Annotated in this window: 19 protein-coding genes; 12 read left to right on the top strand and 7 right to left on the bottom strand. The window is 37.8% G+C overall.

The annotated features are described in order from the left end of the window. The first annotated feature begins 4 nt into the window (after positions 1-4). The 3 genes from cyoC to cyoE are packed head-to-tail and all read left to right on the top strand — an operon-like array spanning position 5 to position 1,840. Entirely contained in the window at positions 5-622 is a 618-nt protein-coding gene (gene cyoC / locus AC1M9P_RS05855) for a cytochrome o ubiquinol oxidase subunit III (protein WP_035267060.1), read from the top strand. Then, a complete protein-coding gene (cyoD, locus tag AC1M9P_RS05850) occupies positions 619-951 on the top strand; it encodes a cytochrome o ubiquinol oxidase subunit IV (protein ID WP_171076771.1) in 333 nt (110 codons plus the stop codon). The genes cyoC and cyoD overlap by 4 nt, the downstream gene beginning before the upstream one ends. Positions 952-961: 10 nt before the next feature. Then, positions 962-1,840 (top strand): heme o synthase, encoded by an 879-nt coding sequence (cyoE, locus tag AC1M9P_RS05845; RefSeq protein ID WP_481586986.1) that lies wholly within the window; start codon positions 962-964, stop codon positions 1,838-1,840. 154 nt (positions 1,841-1,994) lie between these two features. Here cyoE and AC1M9P_RS05840 read toward each other — a convergent pair whose 3' ends face one another. Next, positions 1,995-4,016 (bottom strand): prolyl oligopeptidase family serine peptidase, encoded by a 2,022-nt coding sequence (locus tag AC1M9P_RS05840; RefSeq protein ID WP_481586985.1) that lies wholly within the window; start codon positions 4,014-4,016, stop codon positions 1,995-1,997. Positions 4,017-4,273: 257 nt separating this feature from the next. Here AC1M9P_RS05840 and rpsF point away from each other — a divergent pair, with 257 nt between their 5' ends. From rpsF to alr, 5 genes are all read left to right on the top strand, one after another. Next, positions 4,274-4,660: a 30S ribosomal protein S6 gene (gene rpsF / locus AC1M9P_RS05835; RefSeq protein WP_035267614.1), complete on the top strand. Its 387-nt coding sequence runs from the start codon at positions 4,274-4,276 to the stop codon at positions 4,658-4,660. Between the two features lie 11 nt (positions 4,661-4,671). Next, positions 4,672-4,899: a 30S ribosomal protein S18 gene (gene rpsR / locus AC1M9P_RS05830; protein ID WP_004719336.1), complete on the top strand. Its 228-nt coding sequence runs from the start codon at positions 4,672-4,674 to the stop codon at positions 4,897-4,899. A gap of 9 nt (positions 4,900-4,908) precedes the next feature. Next, entirely contained in the window at positions 4,909-5,355 is a 447-nt protein-coding gene (gene rplI, locus AC1M9P_RS05825; RefSeq protein ID WP_035267617.1) for a 50S ribosomal protein L9, read from the top strand. A gap of 203 nt (positions 5,356-5,558) precedes the next feature. After that, positions 5,559-7,004 (top strand): replicative DNA helicase, encoded by a 1,446-nt coding sequence (gene dnaB / locus AC1M9P_RS05820; protein WP_035267619.1) that lies wholly within the window; start codon positions 5,559-5,561, stop codon positions 7,002-7,004. A gap of 111 nt (positions 7,005-7,115) precedes the next feature. Further along, positions 7,116-8,186 (top strand): alanine racemase, encoded by a 1,071-nt coding sequence (alr, locus tag AC1M9P_RS05815; RefSeq protein WP_481586984.1) that lies wholly within the window; start codon positions 7,116-7,118, stop codon positions 8,184-8,186. Between the two features lie 24 nt (positions 8,187-8,210). On the opposite strand, the gene AC1M9P_RS05810 is transcribed toward alr, so the two are convergent. The 5 genes from AC1M9P_RS05810 to AC1M9P_RS05790 all read right to left on the bottom strand — a co-directional run bounded on the left by AC1M9P_RS05810 (position 8,211) and on the right by AC1M9P_RS05790 (position 12,443). Beyond that, complete coding sequence (locus tag AC1M9P_RS05810; RefSeq protein ID WP_180027635.1) at positions 8,211-8,654, bottom strand: BLUF domain-containing protein; 444 nt, start codon at positions 8,652-8,654, stop codon at positions 8,211-8,213. Positions 8,655-8,732: 78 nt separating this feature from the next. Then, entirely contained in the window at positions 8,733-9,467 is a 735-nt protein-coding gene (locus AC1M9P_RS05805) for a proteasome-type protease (RefSeq protein ID WP_035267625.1), read from the bottom strand. Between the two features lie 25 nt (positions 9,468-9,492). After that, complete coding sequence (locus AC1M9P_RS05800; RefSeq protein ID WP_481586983.1) at positions 9,493-10,272, bottom strand: transglutaminase family protein; 780 nt, start codon at positions 10,270-10,272, stop codon at positions 9,493-9,495. Then, positions 10,269-10,871, bottom strand: a complete 603-nt coding sequence (locus AC1M9P_RS05795; RefSeq protein ID WP_481586982.1) for a hypothetical protein — start codon at positions 10,869-10,871, stop codon at positions 10,269-10,271. The genes AC1M9P_RS05800 and AC1M9P_RS05795 overlap by 4 nt, the downstream gene beginning before the upstream one ends. 21 nt (positions 10,872-10,892) lie before the next feature. Beyond that, complete coding sequence (locus AC1M9P_RS05790; protein ID WP_035267628.1) at positions 10,893-12,443, bottom strand: circularly permuted type 2 ATP-grasp protein; 1,551 nt, start codon at positions 12,441-12,443, stop codon at positions 10,893-10,895. Between the two features lie 226 nt (positions 12,444-12,669). On the opposite strand from AC1M9P_RS05790, the gene AC1M9P_RS05785 reads away from it, so the two are divergent. Then, positions 12,670-13,668, top strand: coding sequence for a helix-turn-helix transcriptional regulator (locus tag AC1M9P_RS05785; protein ID WP_179998271.1), 999 nt, complete (start codon positions 12,670-12,672; stop codon positions 13,666-13,668). A gap of 391 nt (positions 13,669-14,059) precedes the next feature. Here AC1M9P_RS05785 and mnmG read toward each other — a convergent pair whose 3' ends face one another. Then, entirely contained in the window at positions 14,060-15,940 is a 1,881-nt protein-coding gene (gene mnmG, locus AC1M9P_RS05780; protein WP_035267630.1) for a tRNA uridine-5-carboxymethylaminomethyl(34) synthesis enzyme MnmG, read from the bottom strand. A gap of 258 nt (positions 15,941-16,198) precedes the next feature. Between mnmG and AC1M9P_RS05775 the strand changes: the two genes are divergently transcribed. The 3 genes from AC1M9P_RS05775 to prmA all read left to right on the top strand — a co-directional run bounded on the left by AC1M9P_RS05775 (position 16,199) and on the right by prmA (position 18,622). Then, positions 16,199-16,555 carry a hypothetical protein gene (locus AC1M9P_RS05775; RefSeq protein ID WP_035267631.1) on the top strand — a complete coding sequence of 119 codons (357 nt, stop codon included), beginning with the start codon at positions 16,199-16,201 and terminating at the stop codon, positions 16,553-16,555. 132 nt (positions 16,556-16,687) lie between these two features. After that, positions 16,688-17,578: a bile acid:sodium symporter family protein gene (locus AC1M9P_RS05770; RefSeq protein WP_481586981.1), complete on the top strand. Its 891-nt coding sequence runs from the start codon at positions 16,688-16,690 to the stop codon at positions 17,576-17,578. A gap of 144 nt (positions 17,579-17,722) precedes the next feature. Next, entirely contained in the window at positions 17,723-18,622 is a 900-nt protein-coding gene (gene prmA / locus AC1M9P_RS05765; protein ID WP_481587130.1) for a 50S ribosomal protein L11 methyltransferase, read from the top strand. The last annotated feature ends 5 nt before the right edge of the window (positions 18,623-18,627 follow it).

Genomic DNA, 18,627 nt, shown 5'->3' with positions numbered 1-18,627 from the left:
GGATATGGCTGAAGTACTTCATCACGAAAACCACGAGCATGATGAACATCATCACGATGATACAGACATCACGGTCTTTGGTTTTTGGACTTACTTGATGAGTGACTTGATTTTATTCGGTACACTCTTCATCGCGTTCGCTGTATTAAGCAGTCATATTCCACCTGGCACTCCAAGTGCAAAGGATCTTTTTGCAGATTCTTTAGGTTTCGTTTTAACTGAAACTTTCGCACTTTTGATTTCATCAGTGACATTTGGTTTTGCGGTACTTGCTTCTTACAAGAAAAATGTTGGTCAAGTTCTAGCTTGGTTAGCAGTTACATTTGTATTCGGTGCAATCTTCATCGGCATGGAACTTTATGAATTTAATCATTTAGTTCATGCTGGTCATGGACCAAGCGTGAGTGCGTTCTTATCTGCGTTCTTTACTTTAGTTGGTACGCACGGTATTCACGTAACTTCTGGTTTGGTATGGATGATCGTGTTGATGATTCAAATCAAAAAATATGGTTTGACTACAATCAATACTCGTCGTCTTGCTTGCCTAAGCTTGTTCTGGCACTTCCTTGACATCGTATGGATCTGCGTATTCAGCGTAGTGTACTTAATGGGAGTATTATAATGAGTCATGATCATAATGCTGCTGGTGCATCACACGGTAACGTAAAGCAATACACAATCGGGTTTGTACTTTCTGTTTTATTGACTGTAGTTCCATTCTACATGGCAATGAATACTGATAGCTTCAGCCGTGGTGCAATTATTGCTGTTATCGGTATTACAGCTGTTGCTCAGGTACTTGTACAATTAGTTTACTTCTTGCACATGAACTCATCTTCAGAGCAACGTTGGAACGTGATTGCATTTATCTATACAATTCTAACTATTGCTGTTCTTTTAGTTGGTTCTGTATGGATCATGAACTACTTACATTCAAACATGATGATCTAAACTGATTGTCATGTTTAAAAAGTATTTATTCCTGACTAAGCCAGGAATTCTCTTTGGTAACTTTGTTACCACTTTGGGTGGCTACTTTGTAGCTACCCAAGGTTCAGTAGATTTCCTTCTCCTGCTTCTTACCCTCATTGGCACTACCCTCGTAGTTGCATCTGGATGTGTGGTTAATAACGTTATTGATCAAGACATCGACCAAAAAATGCAGCGCACTCAAAATCGTGCGTTAGTTAAGAAAACCATTTCTGTTCAAATTGCATTAGCTTTTGCTTTCCTGTTAGGCATACTCGGTTTTGGTATTTTATGGTTTTGGGTAAATGCATACGCTTTTTTATTCGCAGTTATTGGTTTTGTCGTATATGTTGGTTTTTACAGCTTATGGACAAAACGAACAACGATCCACCAAACTGTGGTCGGTAGTATTTCTGGTGCAGCCCCCCCTGTCATTGGATATACAGCGGTCGCGAATCAATTCGATTTAGGTGCGCTACTCATTTTCTTGGGTTATGCATTTTGGCAAATGCCTCACTCATGGGGAATTGCAATTTATCGTTTTGATGATTACAAAAATGCGGGTATTCCGATTCTTCCTGTTGCGTGCTCGATTGTTCGCACCAAGATCGAATCGCTGATTTACATTGTGCTATTTGCAATCTCAATGAACGCTTTATTTGTATTTGGCTATGCAAATTGGCTTTATTGTATAATTCTCAATGTATTGACTGTTTATTGGCTATATTTAAATATCATTGGATTTAAAGCTGAAAATGATCAATTATGGGCAAAGAAATATTTCTTATTCTCTGTTCTCCTAATTACGATTATCAGTATTTGCTTTAGCTTTACTGCTACTGCACCAATAAACAATCTTGTCATTTTTTAAAAGATAGAGAAGCCTCTATCTTTTTTTTAATACTTACAAATCGTGAGTGACATTCCAAAAAGAATCCAAGGTATTTAGTAATCTAAATTTTAATTCGTTTTCCTGCCAAACAATCCATCTCAGCTTATAATTAATCATTAAATTCATCAAAAATTTAATTCAGTTTAAGTGAGTCAAATAAAAAACTGCTGACCAACGCTGTATGAAATGCAGTTAGTTTTTTATTGGCAAAAATACTATGTCCACCTTCTACTTGTTCATAAAAATACACATCATCAATTTGCTTATCTTTCATTTTAGCAGCCATTTTACGAGCGTGTACTGGTGTTACACGATCATCACTTGTAGCAGTATAAAATAAAACTGCAGGATATTTTTTTGATGGATTTTTTTGATCATCTAATAAATGATAAGGTGATATCGATCTCAAAAACTTAGCATGATCAGGATTTTCTGGATCACCATATTCAGCTATCCACGAATATCCTGCACCAATTTTATGAAAACGAAGCATATCAAGCACAGGAACCTCACACACAATAGCCTCAAACAAATCAGCGTATTGAGTCAGCATATTCCCCATCAATAAACCACCGTTACTACCACCAATTGCAGCCAATTTTTCTTTAACAGTTACACCACGCTGAATCAAATCTTGAGCTACTGCCGCAAAGTCTTCATATGAACGATGCCGATATTGCTTCAAAGCTTGCTGATGCCAATTTGGTCCATACTCCCCTCCACCTCGAATATTTGCCACAACATAGACACCACCTTTATTAATCCAAGAAGTCATCTCTTTGTCTAAAAACCTAGGTTGCAATGAAATTTCATAACCACCATAACCTTCGATCAACACTGGCTGATATGAAGAAAAATTCTTATTTTCTGAAATTTGGAAATAAGGAATCTGTGTTCCATCTTTAGAAGTTGCAAAATTCTGTTCAACGCGATAATCGTCTGGATTTAGAATATATTTTCTAGTCTTTAACTTTATTTTTTGTTTATTTTCAAAATTAATCAAATATTGTGTTTGAGGTTGAATAAAGCTCTCAACGGTCATTACAATTTCATTATTTTCTTTCTCAAATGAGTTAATTGAAATTTGAGAATAAATTCCATCAGCAAAAATTGTGTCTACGAGCTCTAAATTCTTTCCAATTTTATAAACTTCTAAATAATTACTCACATCCTTCATGATATTTAAAATTAAATAATCTTTAGTCAAAGCATAACTACTCATAATTTTTTTTGGAGTCGATTGAGCAATCACTTTGAAATTTCGATCTCCATTCAAGAAAGAATTAAAATCGATCATTAGCAAACTGCCAGATGTGTAATTCACTGAAATATGCCAATCAGATTTCAATTCAAGAAACATAAAATTCTGATGTAATGAAAAAAAAGCATTGTGTGGGATATCAATTCTTTGCTTTTGCTCACCTAAAAAAAACTCATTTTCATAAAAGTTTTTTATTCTCATAAAAATATGTTCAGCTTTACCTTCTAAATGATCAATATAAACAACGCCTTGTAAATCATCATTTTCCACACTAAAAACTGTTTCAGCTTGATCAATCGGTGTTCCACGTTTCCATCTTTTTACAATTCTCGGATATCCCGATAATGTAAGACTATCTTCACCAAAGTCAGTCATTACATATATTTCATTTTTATTGATCCAACACGTATTCGCTTTTGCTGTATCAACAAAGAATCCATCTTCGACAAATTTTTTCGTCTGTAAATCAAATTCACATATTTGATATGAATCAGAGCCCTGATCTGATAAATAAATCATGCAATGTGAAACGTCATTTTCTAAAAAATCAGCACCTGCAAAAGCCCAATGATGGTTTGCATCACGGCTTAATTCGTCTAAATCAAGAAGCAACTCCCAATCCGTATTTTCTTGTTGATATTTTTCCAGCGTGGTGCGTCGCCAAATACCAATTATATTTTTTTCATCTTGCCAGAAGTTATAGACATACTCTCTTTTTTTATAAATATATGGCAATGAATATGCACTTAACAAAACCTTTTCTATATCCCTATAGGCTTCGTCAAAATATTTGGATTTGGTGAATTTATCTTCTGTAAATGAATTTTCATGATTTACCCAATTCAGAGCTTCATTACTGTTGATTTCTTCTAAATATAAATATGGATCTGTCATACGTTATTTTTCATCTTATTAATCATGTATTGAGATTAATCTACCTTGAAGAAATGTAATGATCTGTCAAACAGTGTTTGAGAATATGTAACTCAAAACTTAGACTTATTTAATAGCTGTGACTTGAATTTTTGACTTAAACCACATAGAATCTTACCTTCGCAATTTTTGCGACACGCTGTTTGTTTACATTCAGTTGTGACTCCTTGCTTCTAACAAATGCGTTAGGGGCTGCATAAAACCGTAAGGAGCTGACAATGCGTCACTACGAAATCGTAATTCTGGTACATCCAGACCAAAGCGATCAAGTGGTAGGTATGGTAGAACGCTATATCTCTCACATTAAAGATGCTGAAGGTCAAATTCACCGTCTTGAAGATTGGGGCCGTCGCCAATTGGCTTACCCAATTAACAAAATTCACAAAGCGCACTACATTTTAATGAACGTTGAATGTAACCAAACTACGCTTAATGAATTGGAAGAATTATTCCGTTACAACGATGCTATTCTTCGTAACGTTATTATTCGTCGTGAAAACGCAATCACTGAAGAGTCTTTATTGGCTAAGAGTGCTGAAGAAAAACGTGCGCGTAAAGCTCAACGTGAAGAAGCACAACAAGCTCAAGACTCTGCTGAAGCATAAGGAGAACATCAATGGCACGTTTCTACCGTCGTCGTAAGTTCTGCCGCTTTACAGCTGAGAACGTTACATATATCGACTATAAAGATATCGATACTTTAAAACAGTACATCACTGAAAACGGCAAGATTGTTCCTAGCCGTATTACAGGTACTAAAGCTCGTTACCAACGTCAATTAGCTCTTGCTATCAAACAAGCTCGCTACTTAGCGTTGATTCCTTACACTGACAATCATAAGTGAGGTTGAGCTGTGGATATTATCTTATTACAACGCATTAAGAACCTTGGTAAATTAGGTGATAAAGTTTCAGTTAAAGCTGGTTACGGCCGCAACTACTTAATCCCTCAAGGTAAAGCAGTTGCTGCTACTGAAGCTAACACTGCTGCATTTGAAGCTCGTCGTGCTGAACTTGAGAAGCAAGAAGCTGAAGTATTAGCTGCTGCTCAAGCACGTGCTGACCAATTGAACGAAGTAAATATCGTAATCACTGCGAAAGCTGGTGACGAAGGTAAACTATTTGGTTCTATCGGTACTCGTGACATCGCTGACGCGTTGACAAATGCTGGTCTTGAAGTTGACCGTGCTGAAGTTCGTTTACCGAACGGTGCACTTCGCCACACTGGCGAATTCAACATCGCAATCCAATTGCACCATGATGTTGTTGCTGAAGTTCTCGTTACTATCGTATCTGAGTAATTTTATGCAAAGAAAAAGAGCATGCATCAGCATGCTCTTTTTTTATCCCTAATAATTATAAAATTTGATTTAGCAAGCTGAAATTTAGACTTAGTTTTTTATTTGTTATCGATATTATTTGTTGCACTGTCTTGCTTGTGCATTTTGCATTAAGATAAGTCTCCCCTATTCATTTTCGTAATTATTGTAAATCAAGGTTTTATATGTCTCAGGCGACTGCCAAAAAAAATACGAATAACACTGAGTTAGATTTGCTAAAGAGTGAATCTTCAGCACTCAAAGAGTTTCGTACGCCTCCGCACAATCTTGCTATTGAACAGGCTGTTCTTGCCGCACTCATGACAGTAGCTGAGTCATTCGAACAGGTCAGCGATATATTAACCGAGAATGATTTTTACGCGACTCGACATAAATATATTTTTAGAGCAATTGAAAAACTTTCTAAAGAAAGTTCACCTTATGATGCCGTATTGGTCAATGATTGGTTAATCAAACAGAACCTGCTTGATGCGATTGGCGGTGAAGAATATTTAATGCAATTGATGGCGGATTCTCCATCAAGCTTTTATAACCTTGAAACTTATGCCAATAAAATACGTGAATTTGCAACTTTGAGAAATATGATCAAAGTTGGTAATGAAATTCTACAAAATGCGTATGACACGAAAGGCCGAGAAGTCAGTGAAATTTTAGATTTAGCTGAGACCAGTATCTTTTCTTTGGCTGAACAACACAATAACAATGCTAAAGCTCAAGGACCAAAAGCAATTAATACCGTTGTCGCAGATGTATTCGATAAACTCAACGAATTATCACAACTTGATGGGAATATTACTGGTCTGACCACAGGATTTGTGGAGCTTGATAATAAAACATCAGGTATGCAAGCTGGAGATATGATCGTCGTTGCTGCCCGTCCATCAATGGGTAAAACAACTTTCGCAATGAATTTAGTCGAAAGTGTGCTATTCAATTGCAACCTTCCTGCTCTCGTATTCTCCATGGAGATGCCTGCTGACTCTATTGCCATGCGTTTAATTTCCTCGTTTGGTAAAGTGCATCAAGGACATTTGCGATCTGGCAAATTAGATGGCGAAGAATGGAACAAGGTCACGGGAACGATTCTTCAATTGCAAGAAAAACATCTTTATATTGATGATTCATCTGCCCTCCCACCGACTGAAATGCGCGCACGTGCAAGACGTATCGCCAAACAACACGGTGGTAAACTGGGTTGCATCATGGTCGATTACCTGCAGTTAATGAAAGTACCAGGTATGGGTGATAACCGTGTGGGTGAAATTGGTGAAATTTCTCGAAGCTTGAAAGCATTGGCGAAAGAGATGCATTGCCCAGTGATTGCACTTTCGCAGCTTAACCGCTCACTCGAAAACCGTCCAAATAAACGCCCTGTGATGTCAGACTTACGTGAATCTGGAGCAATTGAGCAGGATGCCGATTTGATCATGTTCATTTACCGTGATGAGGTATATAACAAAGAATCTAAAGAAGCAGGAACTGCTGAAATCATTATCGGTAAACAACGTAATGGTCCAATTGGTACCGTTCGACTCGCTTTTGAAGGTCAATATACGCGTTTCAGTAACCTATCACCTGAATATTATGCGCAAAACCAAGAAGAAGAGTAATTTTGCTTTGATCAATTCGTAGTTGTGAACGCACGAATTGATCTGACCTCAATTATCTTTTTTCAGTTTAAAAGATTTAACCTTTCCACATGCCTCTAGGAGTAAATTAGAGTGCGCCAAGCAACGGTTTGTATTGACACACACGCATTGCAATACAATTTAAATCGCGTGAAACAACTTGCACCAAACTCTAAAGTTGTAAGTATGGTTAAGGCAAATGCTTATGGTCATGGAGTCTCAGATTGCTTAGCCGCATTGAGCCAGTCTGATGCTTTTGGCGTTGCATGTTTAGAAGAAGCACTTGAAATACGTGAATTAGGTTTTAAACAACCTATCACATTAATTGAAGGTGTTTTTTCTGAAGATGAAATGCAAATTGCGATTGACCAAAATATTGAAGTAATCGTTCATCATCATCAACAACTGCAGTGGTTGTTGCAAGTTAAAGATGCTTATATCGCCCGAAATCTAAAAGTATGGGTTAAACTAAATAGCGGAATGAACCGCTTAGGCTTCAAAATTGATGTAATCAAATCGATTATTCATCAATTAAAAAATGAAGGTTTTACCTGTGTACTTGCAATGCATTTTGCTAATGCAGATGTTGATCACCCTTTAAATGAACAACAAATATCTCAATTTCTTGAAGTAAAACAAGATTGTGCACCAATTTTAGCTTCGTGTTGTAATTCAGCAGCAATTTATAAATACCCTGAATTGCATTTTGACTATGTTCGACCTGGTATTATGCTGTACGGCGCAACGCCATTTGCAGATCGTGACGTCCACGCTCTAGATTTAAAACCTGTTATGACATTCAGTGCTGAGATTATTGCACTTAACGCCATTCAATCAGGTGAAGCTGTAGGTTATGGCTCAACCTTTGTTGCACAGCGACCTCTGCAATTAGCAATTGTCTCGATCGGATATGGTGATGGGTATCCAAGAGCTTTTATTCGTGATAATACGGTTTCACTAGATGGTCAATTGACCCCAGTGATCGGTCGAGTTGCCATGGATATGATTGCCATAGATGTCACTAATCTCAACGCAAAAATTGGTGATCTAGTAGAATTATGGGGTAAACATCGTTTAGTGGATGATGTTGCTGAAGCGAATGGTACGATTGGTTATGAGTTGTTATGTCGATTAAGCCAACGTCCGAAGCGTCTCAAAATGTAATGAGCAAATTAAATCAACGTAATGCTAAACAGCATTACGTTGTAGTTCATTAAAATCCGTATCCTGAGCGCGTGTCAAAAATCGAATTAAATAATCAGCTTGATCTTGTGTAAACTGTGTAGGCGTAAATTGACTAAATCCCATATCTATTAAAGCCTGCTTCACTGGACTTTGTCGTCCTACAAACTTCATAGACCATTCTTGAAATTGTTTTTTTTCAATATTTTTTCGCTGGAATAGGCGAATTTGATGATGGCGTTTATCCTTGTGAAGCTTTTGCAACAATATATCTAGTGTGGCTTCATCACCCTCTAGACATTGAAAATAGTGCCCATCTGCATAATAAAGTGCTCCAGAAATTTGATGCTCAAAATTGAAATGACGGGCTTCATTCAAGATTTCACGAACATCAATCAATAAGCGACTTGCATCTGCAGTCGACACACTCGCATAACTGAACTGTTGCATTGCTTCCCCTAATTTTTATAGTAATGATTTAATATTCAATGTAACTCAATTTAATCTAAACTCAATCATAAAGCAAAATTATTGCCAATAGTCTTCTGTTGGCCGTGGCAAACCGTTCAATCCTTGACGCAAAGTATCTGACCAAAGTTTACTAATTGATGAGAAATATGGATCATCATCATGAATACGTTTAGACAATGGAATCGCAAAACTATCTTTTTTATAAATACATGCATCTAGTGGTAAGCCCACAGAAACATTAGATCTAAGGGTTGAATCAAATGAAATTAAACCGCATCTTAATGCTTCATCTAACTCAGTATTGTAATTTAATGCACGATCTAAAATTGGTTTACCGTATTTACTTTCCCCAATCTGAAAAAAGGGCGTATCTGACGTCGCATTGATAAAATTACCCTGAGGATAAATATTATATAACTGAATATCCTCCCCTTGAATTTGACCAGAAAGTAAAATCGTACAGTGATAATTACTTTGCTCTAGTTGATCAGTAGTCACATCCATTATGACACGCTTTAAAGTATGACCAACCAATTCAGCCATCTCGAACATGCTATTCACACTATACAAATTAGGTTCGTGTTTTAAATCTAGTTGATTCTGCAAATGTCCTATAACGGCTTGTGTCGTCGCCAAATTACCTGCAGTTTGTATACTGATAAAACGCTCACCCTCAACACCGAAAAGATAGAGTTTACGAAATACAGAGATATGATCTACACCTGCATTTGTTCGCGTGTCACTGATACAAATTAAGCCATCACGTAAACGCATAGCACAACAATAGGTCATTGAAATATCTCTTCTAAATTTTGTTCTAACACGGTAATACCTGAACGATGGTCGTCATACTCTCCACGCCACCAGCTTCTCGCACACCTCTGATAGGTGCAACGTCCCAATAATCACGCCCTAATGCAATATAAATGTGTGAACTTGGCGTATAGAGCTGATTGCTAACATCAAATGTATACCAAACTCCATCTAGATAAGCTTCAGCCCAAGCATGGCTCGCCAAATGACTCATTTCCGGAACGTAAAGATATCCAGAAACATAGCGCGCAGGAATATTTAACTCTCTACACATACCTACAAATACATGAGTATGATCCTGACATACCCCTTGTTGATGATGGAATGCATCTATTGCCGTAGTACTCACTTGAGTAGAATCTGAAATATATGGCATATGCTCAAGCAATGCAGAACTTAAATGTTTTAATTCATCACGAGTCTTTTTACGCACATGCTGAGCTGCAAAAGCTTTCATTTCAGCATCACATTGTGTCGCTGGGGTAATTTGTAGAAAAATACCGACTGGCACTTCTGACTCAATAGCTTGTTCTGAAACTGTATCGATTTCAATAATGCCCTGCGCCATAATACTTAAATTTTGATATGCATAGCGTTGAGTCGAAGTTATCCAAATATTATTAAAGGCATCTTTTGCTTCGACCTTATAACCAGGAATACTCACTGACCAAGCATCTACTTTTTGGTGAGCATTACTTTGAGGACACATTCGAATATATTGGATACTATTTTTTGCTGTTTCCGTATATTGATAATGGGTTTGATGATTTATCATCAATTTCATGCATCCACCTCAAATAAACATTGCACCTGATCATTCAGTTGGTAAAAACTATTAGCATTTGGATGCGCTAAAAGATGTTGCCAAGCCTCATCTAAACTGTCCCATCCTTTAGATTTCAACAGTTCAATCACAACACTTAAAGAATTGATTGTAGAATTAACATCCTGATTCAACCGTATTTCACGATCAAGATTTTCGAAATATTGTCCTAGACTAAAAAACAAAAAAATGTCTTCATTTTCAGCTTCTAGAATATCGCTACACTCATCAACAACAGTACAAATTAATCCTGCATTTTGTGTCGCAGTATCCACCATCTGTTTTAATTCTGAATAAGCCTGAACTGACAATACACCACGTAAATCTTGAATATTATTTTTCACATATTCAAATTGTTGAAAAAAAGAAGCTGGCTGATCATTACTCAGAATCAGCTCATTGAGCGAACACGCATTAAAAGCAGGTAAGCAAAAAGCATGTGCATACTGCAATGCTTGAGCATCATCTTGAAATGGAAACTGACCACATAAATGTTGAATACGAGATAAATAACGGCCAACCCAGTAAATATTTTGTGCATTGCTGTTTAATATAATCATGACAAGCTCCTGGTTATATATTTATGAATGTAGCGGATCTATAACCCACGTATCTTTAATGCCACCACCCTGTGATGAATTTACAACTAATGACCCTTCTTGCATCGCAACTCGGGTTAAACCTCCCGGTACGATTTCTGTACGATATGGTGAACTTAAAATAAACGGTCTTAAATCAATATGGCGTTCAGCGATGCCGAATTCAGTTAAAGTGGGCGCGACTGAAAGCGCTAAAGTTGGTTGTGCAATATAAGCATGCGGCTGTGCAATTAACTTTAATCTAAATTGCTCAATTTCTTGTTCGGTCGCTTTAGGACCAATTAACATGCCATAACCGCCTGAACCTTGAGCCTCTTTAACCACTAATTTTTCTAAATTACAAAGTACATAATCGAGTTCATCACGTTCACGACATTGATAAGTCGGTACGTTATTTAAGATTGGCTTCTCGTTTAGATAGTAATCAATCATTTTATCGACATAAGGATAGATTGATTTGTCATCCGCCACCCCCGTTCCAGGTGCATTCGCAATCACGACATTATGTTGTAAGTATGCAGACATTAGACCAGGTACACCTAATGTACTGTCTGGCATAAAACACAATGGATCAAGAAAGCCATCATCTAGGCGCCGGTAAATCACATCGACTTGTTTTTTACCCCAAACGGTTTTGGCATAGACCTTAGCATTTTCAACGTATAAATCCTGACCTGTAACTAGAGGAACATCCATCTCACGTGCGAGGAAACAATGCTCATAATATGCACTGTTATATCGGCCGGGTGTAAGCACCACGATAAATGGGTTATCTACTTCAGCATTTTCCTCGAGTATTTGTCTTAAAAGTTGTGGATATTGCTCTACACCTTGTAAATTTGATGACTTACAAAGTTCGGGCATCATTTTTTCACTAATTTTTCGACTTTCCAACATATAAGACACGCCTGATGGTGTTCTTAAATTGTCTTCTAGTACAAAGAAGTTACCTTGCTGATCACGAATAATATCGATTCCGCTTATTTGACTATAAACTTTACCTTTCAATGAATGTTTATACATCAATGGTTGGTATGCTTCATGAGTGAGCACTTGCAGTTCAGGCACTAAACCATCCTTTAAAATCGCCTGATTATGGTAAATATCATCTAAAAAAAAGTTTAATGCTTGCACTCTTTGTGCACAGCCTTGCTCTATTTTGTGCCATTGTTGTTTGGCAATTACACGTGGAATTAAGTCATAAGGAATAATGCGATCTGTACCCTCAGCATCACCATAAACTGTAAATGTAATGCCCTGATAGAGAAAATGTTCCTTCGCTTGATGATTTAAAGATTTCAGCTCATCCAAGCTTCTCTCACATAACCAATTTTCGATTTTGCTAGATGCCTCTAAGCCAATCGTTTTATCATCTAAAAGTTCATTATAAAATTTAGATTTAAGTTGATCGAACAAGTACGCAGTGCTGTTTTGTTTAACTTCGATTTGCTTAGATTTTTCAAAAGCTTCGACGGTATGATCAGCCTCAAAATTTGCGAGAATTGAAGTGGTATCTTTTTCCTCTTTTAGCATACATACCTCTTAATTGTTATCAATTGTAAACAAAATTAAGCAATTTCAATGCCAAAAATTTACCTATTCATCTATTAATGCCCCATTTTTGAAGCATTCACAACGAAAAATGGCCTAAAGATGTATCGAAATATAGTCAAAAGCCTCACTTTCCATGCTTGCTTATCTCTTAAAGATTTTTTATTGTGTGTTTGAAAAATATTTTCTCTTTATTCATTAGTTGATTATGTCCTCTCAAGAAAAAGAAACATCGAATAGCTTATATCGACAGTGGCAAATTCTTTCACGCTTAACCACTGGCAAATGGATGGGTACACGAGAGTTGCAAGAGACGTTGCAAAGAGAAGGTATTGAAATCAGTTTAAGAACCATTCAACGTGATTTAAATCAAATTTCTCAAAGATTTCCTATTGAGAGTAATAAAACTGTACCACAAGGTTGGCGTTGGCGATCAGATGCCCCTATTCAAAGCTTGCCGCATATGACCAGCTCTCAAGCGGTCACCTTTATGATGGTTGAAGAGCATTTGAAGCATTTGCTTCCACCAAGTTTAATTGAGGAGATGAACCCTTGGTTCGAGCTTGCAAAACGCAGCTTATCTACACAAAACAATGTACGTCAATGGATTAACCGTGTCCGTATTGTTCCAGCAAGCCAGCCCTTGATCCCTCCTGTTGTAGAGAAACATGCGCAGCAAGCCATTTATGAAGGTCTATTACAAGATAAACAGATCGAATGCATATATCGTGCGCGTGGACCTGAAAGTGAAGAACGTGGTTATACCTTAAACCCGCTTGCATTGGTTCAAAAGGGTTCAATCATTTATTTGATTTGTACTCGACATGACAAATCAGAAGTTCAAACCTTTGCTTTACATCGTTTTAAATCTGCAAAAGTTCTAGAGCAACGCGCCTTACACCCTGTTGACTTTGATATTGATGCTTACATTGAATCTGGTGCGCTCGGCTTCAGAGTTGATTTCAATAAACCCACTGAGCTCGTTCAACTCGAACTCTTTATGAATAAAGCTGATGCACTTTACTTTTCCGAAAGCCAACTCAGTAAAGATCAATCCATCACACAAGTATCTGATGATCTCTTTAAAGTGGTGGCTAATGTGCCCTTTACTTCACAATTGGTTTGGTGGCTCAGAAGCTTCGGCAAAAAAATCATTCGTATTGAACCACTCGATGTATTTAACGCCGTTCATGAAATTGAAAATTAAAAAAGAGCCAAATTGGCTCTGAAGATTTTTTATTATCATATTTTCAGTATTGCGCTGATTTCTTATTGTGTTGAGTTTAAATACGTGAACTAAACTCCCCTTTAGCCCACGTATACTTTTCAATGTCGTTGGATTATGATTTACATCGTGCAGCATGCAATTTCATAACCATTATAACGAATACGCTTCATCGTCATGGCCTTTCCTCTTTGTTTTGAACGTAGAGTCAATATAGCCACTTCAACATTGAATGAGAAATAATCAAAATTTATTTATTAATCTATATTCTTGTTAAACGTAAATAATAAATTATTTATCTAATTTATGAATAAATCGTTATATGAGGATCAAAAAAACCCGCATCAAGCGGGTTTTTTGGACTGCAACAGACTTAAGCAGATTTTTTAGTTTGTGCATTCTTACGAATCGTAATCATCACCAATTGAACAGCAGCAGGTGTTACGCCCGGAATACGACTTGCTTGAGCAAGAGTTTCAGGACGAACTTCTTTGAGTTTCAAAGTAATTTCACGAGATAAACCAGATACCACGTCATAATTAAAATCAGCTGGAATCTTAGTCTCTTCTAAGCGCTTCATTTGCGCTACATCCTGATGCTGACGGTTAATATAACCCTCATATTTAACTGCAATCTCAATTTGGTCACCCACTTGAGCAGAAACATCAGAACCAGTGAGTTCCGCAATTTGAGCAAAAGTAATGTTCGGACGTTTCAACAAATCAATCGCAGAACATTCTTTAGAAAGATCCGCACCTGTCATTTCAACGAATTTTTTACCCATTGGATTGTTAGGTGCAGCCCAAAGATGTTGTAAACGACCTGTTTCACGCTCAACCGCTTCCATTTTTTCGCAGTATGCTGCCCAACGCTCGTCATCCACAAGACCCATTTCACGACCGATTGGCGTCAAGCGTTGGTCTGCATTATCTTCACGAAGCATCAAACGGTATTCCGCACGTGATGTGAACATACGGTACGGTTCTTTCGTACCTAATGTGATTAAGTCATCAACCAATACACCCATGTACGCTTCATCACGCTTAGGTGTCCATTGCTCTTGATCCCATGCACGGCGTGCAGCATTCAGGCCTGCAAGTAAACCTTGTGCACCTGCTTCTTCATAACCAGTCGTACCGTTGATTTGACCCGCAAAGTACAAGTTATTAATCGCTTTAGTCTCTAAAGTGAATTTCAACGCTTGTGGGTTGAAGTAATCATATTCAATCGCATAACCCGGACGAAGAATGTGCGCATTTTCCATACCACGGATTGAGCGTACTAACTCAAACTGAACATCAAATGGAAGCGATGTAGAAATACCATTTGGATAAAGTTCATGTGTATCTAGGCCTTCAGGCTCAAGGAATACTTGATGAGAATCTTTATCGGCAAATTTATGAATTTTATCTTCGATTGACGGACAGTAACGTGGACCTACACCTTCAATCACACCAGTATACATCGGTGAACGGTCTAGGCCGCCACGGATAATCTCATGTGTTTTTTCATTGGTATGCGTGATGTAGCAGTTGACTTGCTCTGGGTGCATAGATGCATCACCCATAAATGACATCGTTGGTGATGGAAAGTCACCCGGCTGTGGTGTCATGACAGAGAAATCTACAGAACGTGCATCAATACGTGGTGGCGTACCTGTTTTTAAACGACCGACTGGCAATTGAAGCTCACGTAAACGGTGCGCTAAAGAAATTGAAGGTGGATCACCTGCACGACCGCCGCTTGATTTCTCAAGACCAACATGAATCACGCCACCCAAGAATGTCCCAGCGGTTAACACGACTGTTTTCGCATCAAAGCGAATCCCCATTTGTGTTACCACACCTTTAACGGTATCGCCGTCAACAATGAGGTCATCTGCTGCTTGTTGGAAAATATCAAGATTGGCTTGGTTTTCTAATGTTTCGCGAATAGCCGCTTTATAACGTACACGGTCAGCCTGCGCACGCGTTGCACGAACTGCAGCACCTTTACGTGAGTTCAGAATACGGAACTGAATACCACCCTTGTCTGCTGCGAGCGCCATCGCACCACCTAAGGCATCAATTTCGCGAACAAGGTGTGATTTACCAATACCACCAATCGCTGGGTTACAGCTCATCTGCCCTAAAGTCTCAATATTATGAGTTAAGAGTAAAGTCTGTCGACCCATACGTGCCGCAGCAAGCGCTGCTTCTGTACCAGCGTGTCCGCCACCGATAACAATGACATCGTAAACTTTAGGATAATGCATAGTGGTATATGAGGAGATAAAAATAATGACAGAAAATTATAGCAAATTTTGTTTGCCTTGAGACAATCGAGAACAATTTAATTCTAATTTTTTTGAAGTCCAATAATATAAACCATTTTGATATAAAAATTTATAAATTTTGCAGATTTAAGTGATTTTTTAACAATTTAGAAAATTTATTTACAGCATTGCCCTTCCATTGATTTGACTATTTTTTCAACATATTCAAGTCATATTTTTTAACAAGAGTATACGAACATGAAAGTCCAGTTATTTACGATGTCAATGTTATGTTGTTTGGGTCTAAGCGTAAGTAGTATGAGTATTGCGAATGACAAAGTTGATAATGCCTATAATGCCAAACAATTCCAAAGCGTATGTAAGGGTAAAAGTGAAGGCGATGCTGTCAGTTTCCCGTATAAAGGAATAATTTGGAATGGTACTTGCCAAACTCAATTTTTCCCTACCCAAAGTAAAGATTTGAAAGGCAATGAAGAGCAGCTTAATTCAGCCTGTAAGTCTGATGCAGCGAGTGTTTCCGTGAATATTGAAGGTCAAGAATATAAAGGCAAATGTGCACTCGGATATGCGCCACCGATGCCAAAAGCGTCTTAACCTATTTTTTTAAATTCGACCGTTTATGCAACCAATTGAAAAATTGGTTGCTTTTATTTATTGATAACGATAAAACCAAATTAAAAATAACGATCTATTTATAAATAACACAACAAAATTCAGGATGAATTTATGGACACAGGGATCCTTACGATTTTTTTACCTTTAGCACTTGCAATTGTGATGGCGGGTTTAGGACTTGAACTCACTGTTCAAGATTTTCTACGCGTTCGTAAACACCCTAAAGCAGTGCTCATCGCATTATTTTCCCAACTCGTCATTTTGGTTGGCGTTGCATTTATTATATGTAAAATACTCAATCTTTCGCCTTACTTGGCTGTCGGCTTAGTGTTGCTTGCTGCCTCACCAGGGGGTGCAACAGCCAATCTATTTAGCTATTTATACAAAGGTGATGTTGCCCTCAACATCACCTTGACTGCGATTAATGCCATTATTGCTGCAGTGACCTTGCCGCTTATCGTGAATTTTGCAATCACACATTTCATTCAGGATTCAACTCAAATTGGTCTACAATTTAGTAAAATTTTACAAGTGTTTGCCATTATTCTTATTCCAGTTGCCCTCGGTATGTTTGTGCGCTACAAATTTCCAAATGTTGCAACTAAACTAGAAAAACCAGTGCGTATTTTTGCCGTTGTATTCTTAGTGTTAATTATTGTCGGTGCAGTACTTTCTGAACGTGCCAACATTATGAATTATCTTGCTCAAATTGGTTTGGCGACAGCGTTATTTTGTATCGCAAGTCTTAGCGTCGGTTATTTTCTCCCTCGCTTCTTTGGTGTACCGAGTTTTCAAGCAAGAGCGTGTGCTTTTGAAATTGGTATCCATAACAGTACTTTGGCCATGGCGATTGCAATCACGATAATGAATAGCAGCGAAATTGCGATGCCAGCAGCTGTTTATTCAATCTTTATGTATATCTTCGCTGCTATTTTCGGCATGTTGCTGAATCGTTTTGCACCATTAGACCATCCGGCTGAGTTAACTCGAAACCACTCATAAATTAACTGATATTAATTGAGTTAACCAACTCATCTTAAAGGCACTGTAATCGTGCCTTTATTTATGCTTCAGGTTTTATCTGCATTCTTAAAGCGAATACAGTACAATGCTAACTCTCGTATTGCATATTTAGGTTTTTTTACTGTGAAGTGGTTACAAATCCATATTACTGTCGATCAAGCACAAGTTGATTTTACTGAAACATTATTATTATCTCTTGGTGCAGTCAGTGTGACGCTAGATGATGCAGAGGATCAAGCGTTATTAGAACCACTTCCAGGTGAGACTCCACTTTGGAACAAAGTCATCGTAACGGGTATTTACGCTCAAGAAGATGATGAAGAAATCGATGTCGTCGCACTAGAAACTTTCATTAAAGACCAGATGCCTGAAGCGCCTTTACGTTCTGAGTTTATCGAAGATCAAGAGTGGGAACGCACTTGGATGGATGCATATGAGCCAATTCAAATTGGTGAAAAATATTGGATCGTTCCTGAATGGATGGAAGCTCCTGAAGCGGATGCGGTCAATATTAAATTAGATCCAGGCTTAGCTTTTGGTACGGGTAATCATGCTTCAACATTCCTCTGCCTACAATGGTTAGGTAAAACCGATGTAAAAGACAAAATCGTCATCGATTACGGCTGTGGTTCTGGCATTCTAGGTGTTGCTGCCCTACTGCTTGGTGCAAAAAAAGTATATGCAACAGATATTGATCCTCAAGCTGTACTCGCTACACAACAAAATGCTGAATTAAATGGCGTTCTCGAAAATTTATATGTCGGCTTACCTGAAGAATTTAATCAAGCACTCGGTGAGCAAAAGGCAGATGTATTTGTCGCAAATATTCTTGCTGGCCCACTGATGGCACTTGCTGAGGAGTTTTCAACACTCATTCAACCTGAGGGTGAATTCGCACTAGCCGGTATTATTGAAGAGCAAGTTGATGATGTTTCTCGTGTTTATGCTGAATTTTTTGATATATTAGACAAAGAAAAGCGTGATGAAAATTGGTACCGTCTTTCTGGGAAACGCCATAAATAAGTAGA

It is taken from the genome of Acinetobacter sp. 25-47-122 (assembly GCF_056779695.1).
The sequence above is the reverse complement of the archived record's forward strand: the minus strand, read 5'-3'. Positions and strand labels throughout refer to the sequence as shown.

What these genes read in the sequence shown, in the direction of transcription:
- cyoC (WP_035267060.1), top strand. Translation starts at nt 5, where the DNA reads ATGGCTGAAGTACTTCATCACGAAAACCACGAGCATGATGAACATCAT.
- cyoE (WP_481586986.1), top strand. Translation starts at nt 962, where the DNA reads ATGTTTAAAAAGTATTTATTCCTGACTAAGCCAGGAATTCTCTTTGGT.
- AC1M9P_RS05840 (WP_481586985.1), bottom strand. Translation starts at nt 4,016, where the DNA reads ATGACAGATCCATATTTATATTTAGAAGAAATCAACAGTAATGAAGCT.
- rpsF (WP_035267614.1), top strand. Translation starts at nt 4,274, where the DNA reads ATGCGTCACTACGAAATCGTAATTCTGGTACATCCAGACCAAAGCGAT.
- rpsR (WP_004719336.1), top strand. Translation starts at nt 4,672, where the DNA reads ATGGCACGTTTCTACCGTCGTCGTAAGTTCTGCCGCTTTACAGCTGAG.
- dnaB (WP_035267619.1), top strand. Translation starts at nt 5,559, where the DNA reads ATGTCTCAGGCGACTGCCAAAAAAAATACGAATAACACTGAGTTAGAT.
- AC1M9P_RS05810 (WP_180027635.1), bottom strand. Translation starts at nt 8,654, where the DNA reads ATGCAACAGTTCAGTTATGCGAGTGTGTCGACTGCAGATGCAAGTCGC.
- AC1M9P_RS05805 (WP_035267625.1), bottom strand. Translation starts at nt 9,467, where the DNA reads ATGACCTATTGTTGTGCTATGCGTTTACGTGATGGCTTAATTTGTATC.
- AC1M9P_RS05800 (WP_481586983.1), bottom strand. Translation starts at nt 10,272, where the DNA reads ATGAAATTGATGATAAATCATCAAACCCATTATCAATATACGGAAACA.
- AC1M9P_RS05795 (WP_481586982.1), bottom strand. Translation starts at nt 10,871, where the DNA reads ATGATTATATTAAACAGCAATGCACAAAATATTTACTGGGTTGGCCGT.
- AC1M9P_RS05790 (WP_035267628.1), bottom strand. Translation starts at nt 12,443, where the DNA reads ATGCTAAAAGAGGAAAAAGATACCACTTCAATTCTCGCAAATTTTGAG.
- AC1M9P_RS05785 (WP_179998271.1), top strand. Translation starts at nt 12,670, where the DNA reads ATGTCCTCTCAAGAAAAAGAAACATCGAATAGCTTATATCGACAGTGG.
- mnmG (WP_035267630.1), bottom strand. Translation starts at nt 15,940, where the DNA reads ATGCATTATCCTAAAGTTTACGATGTCATTGTTATCGGTGGCGGACAC.
- AC1M9P_RS05775 (WP_035267631.1), top strand. Translation starts at nt 16,199, where the DNA reads ATGAAAGTCCAGTTATTTACGATGTCAATGTTATGTTGTTTGGGTCTA.
- AC1M9P_RS05770 (WP_481586981.1), top strand. Translation starts at nt 16,688, where the DNA reads ATGGACACAGGGATCCTTACGATTTTTTTACCTTTAGCACTTGCAATT.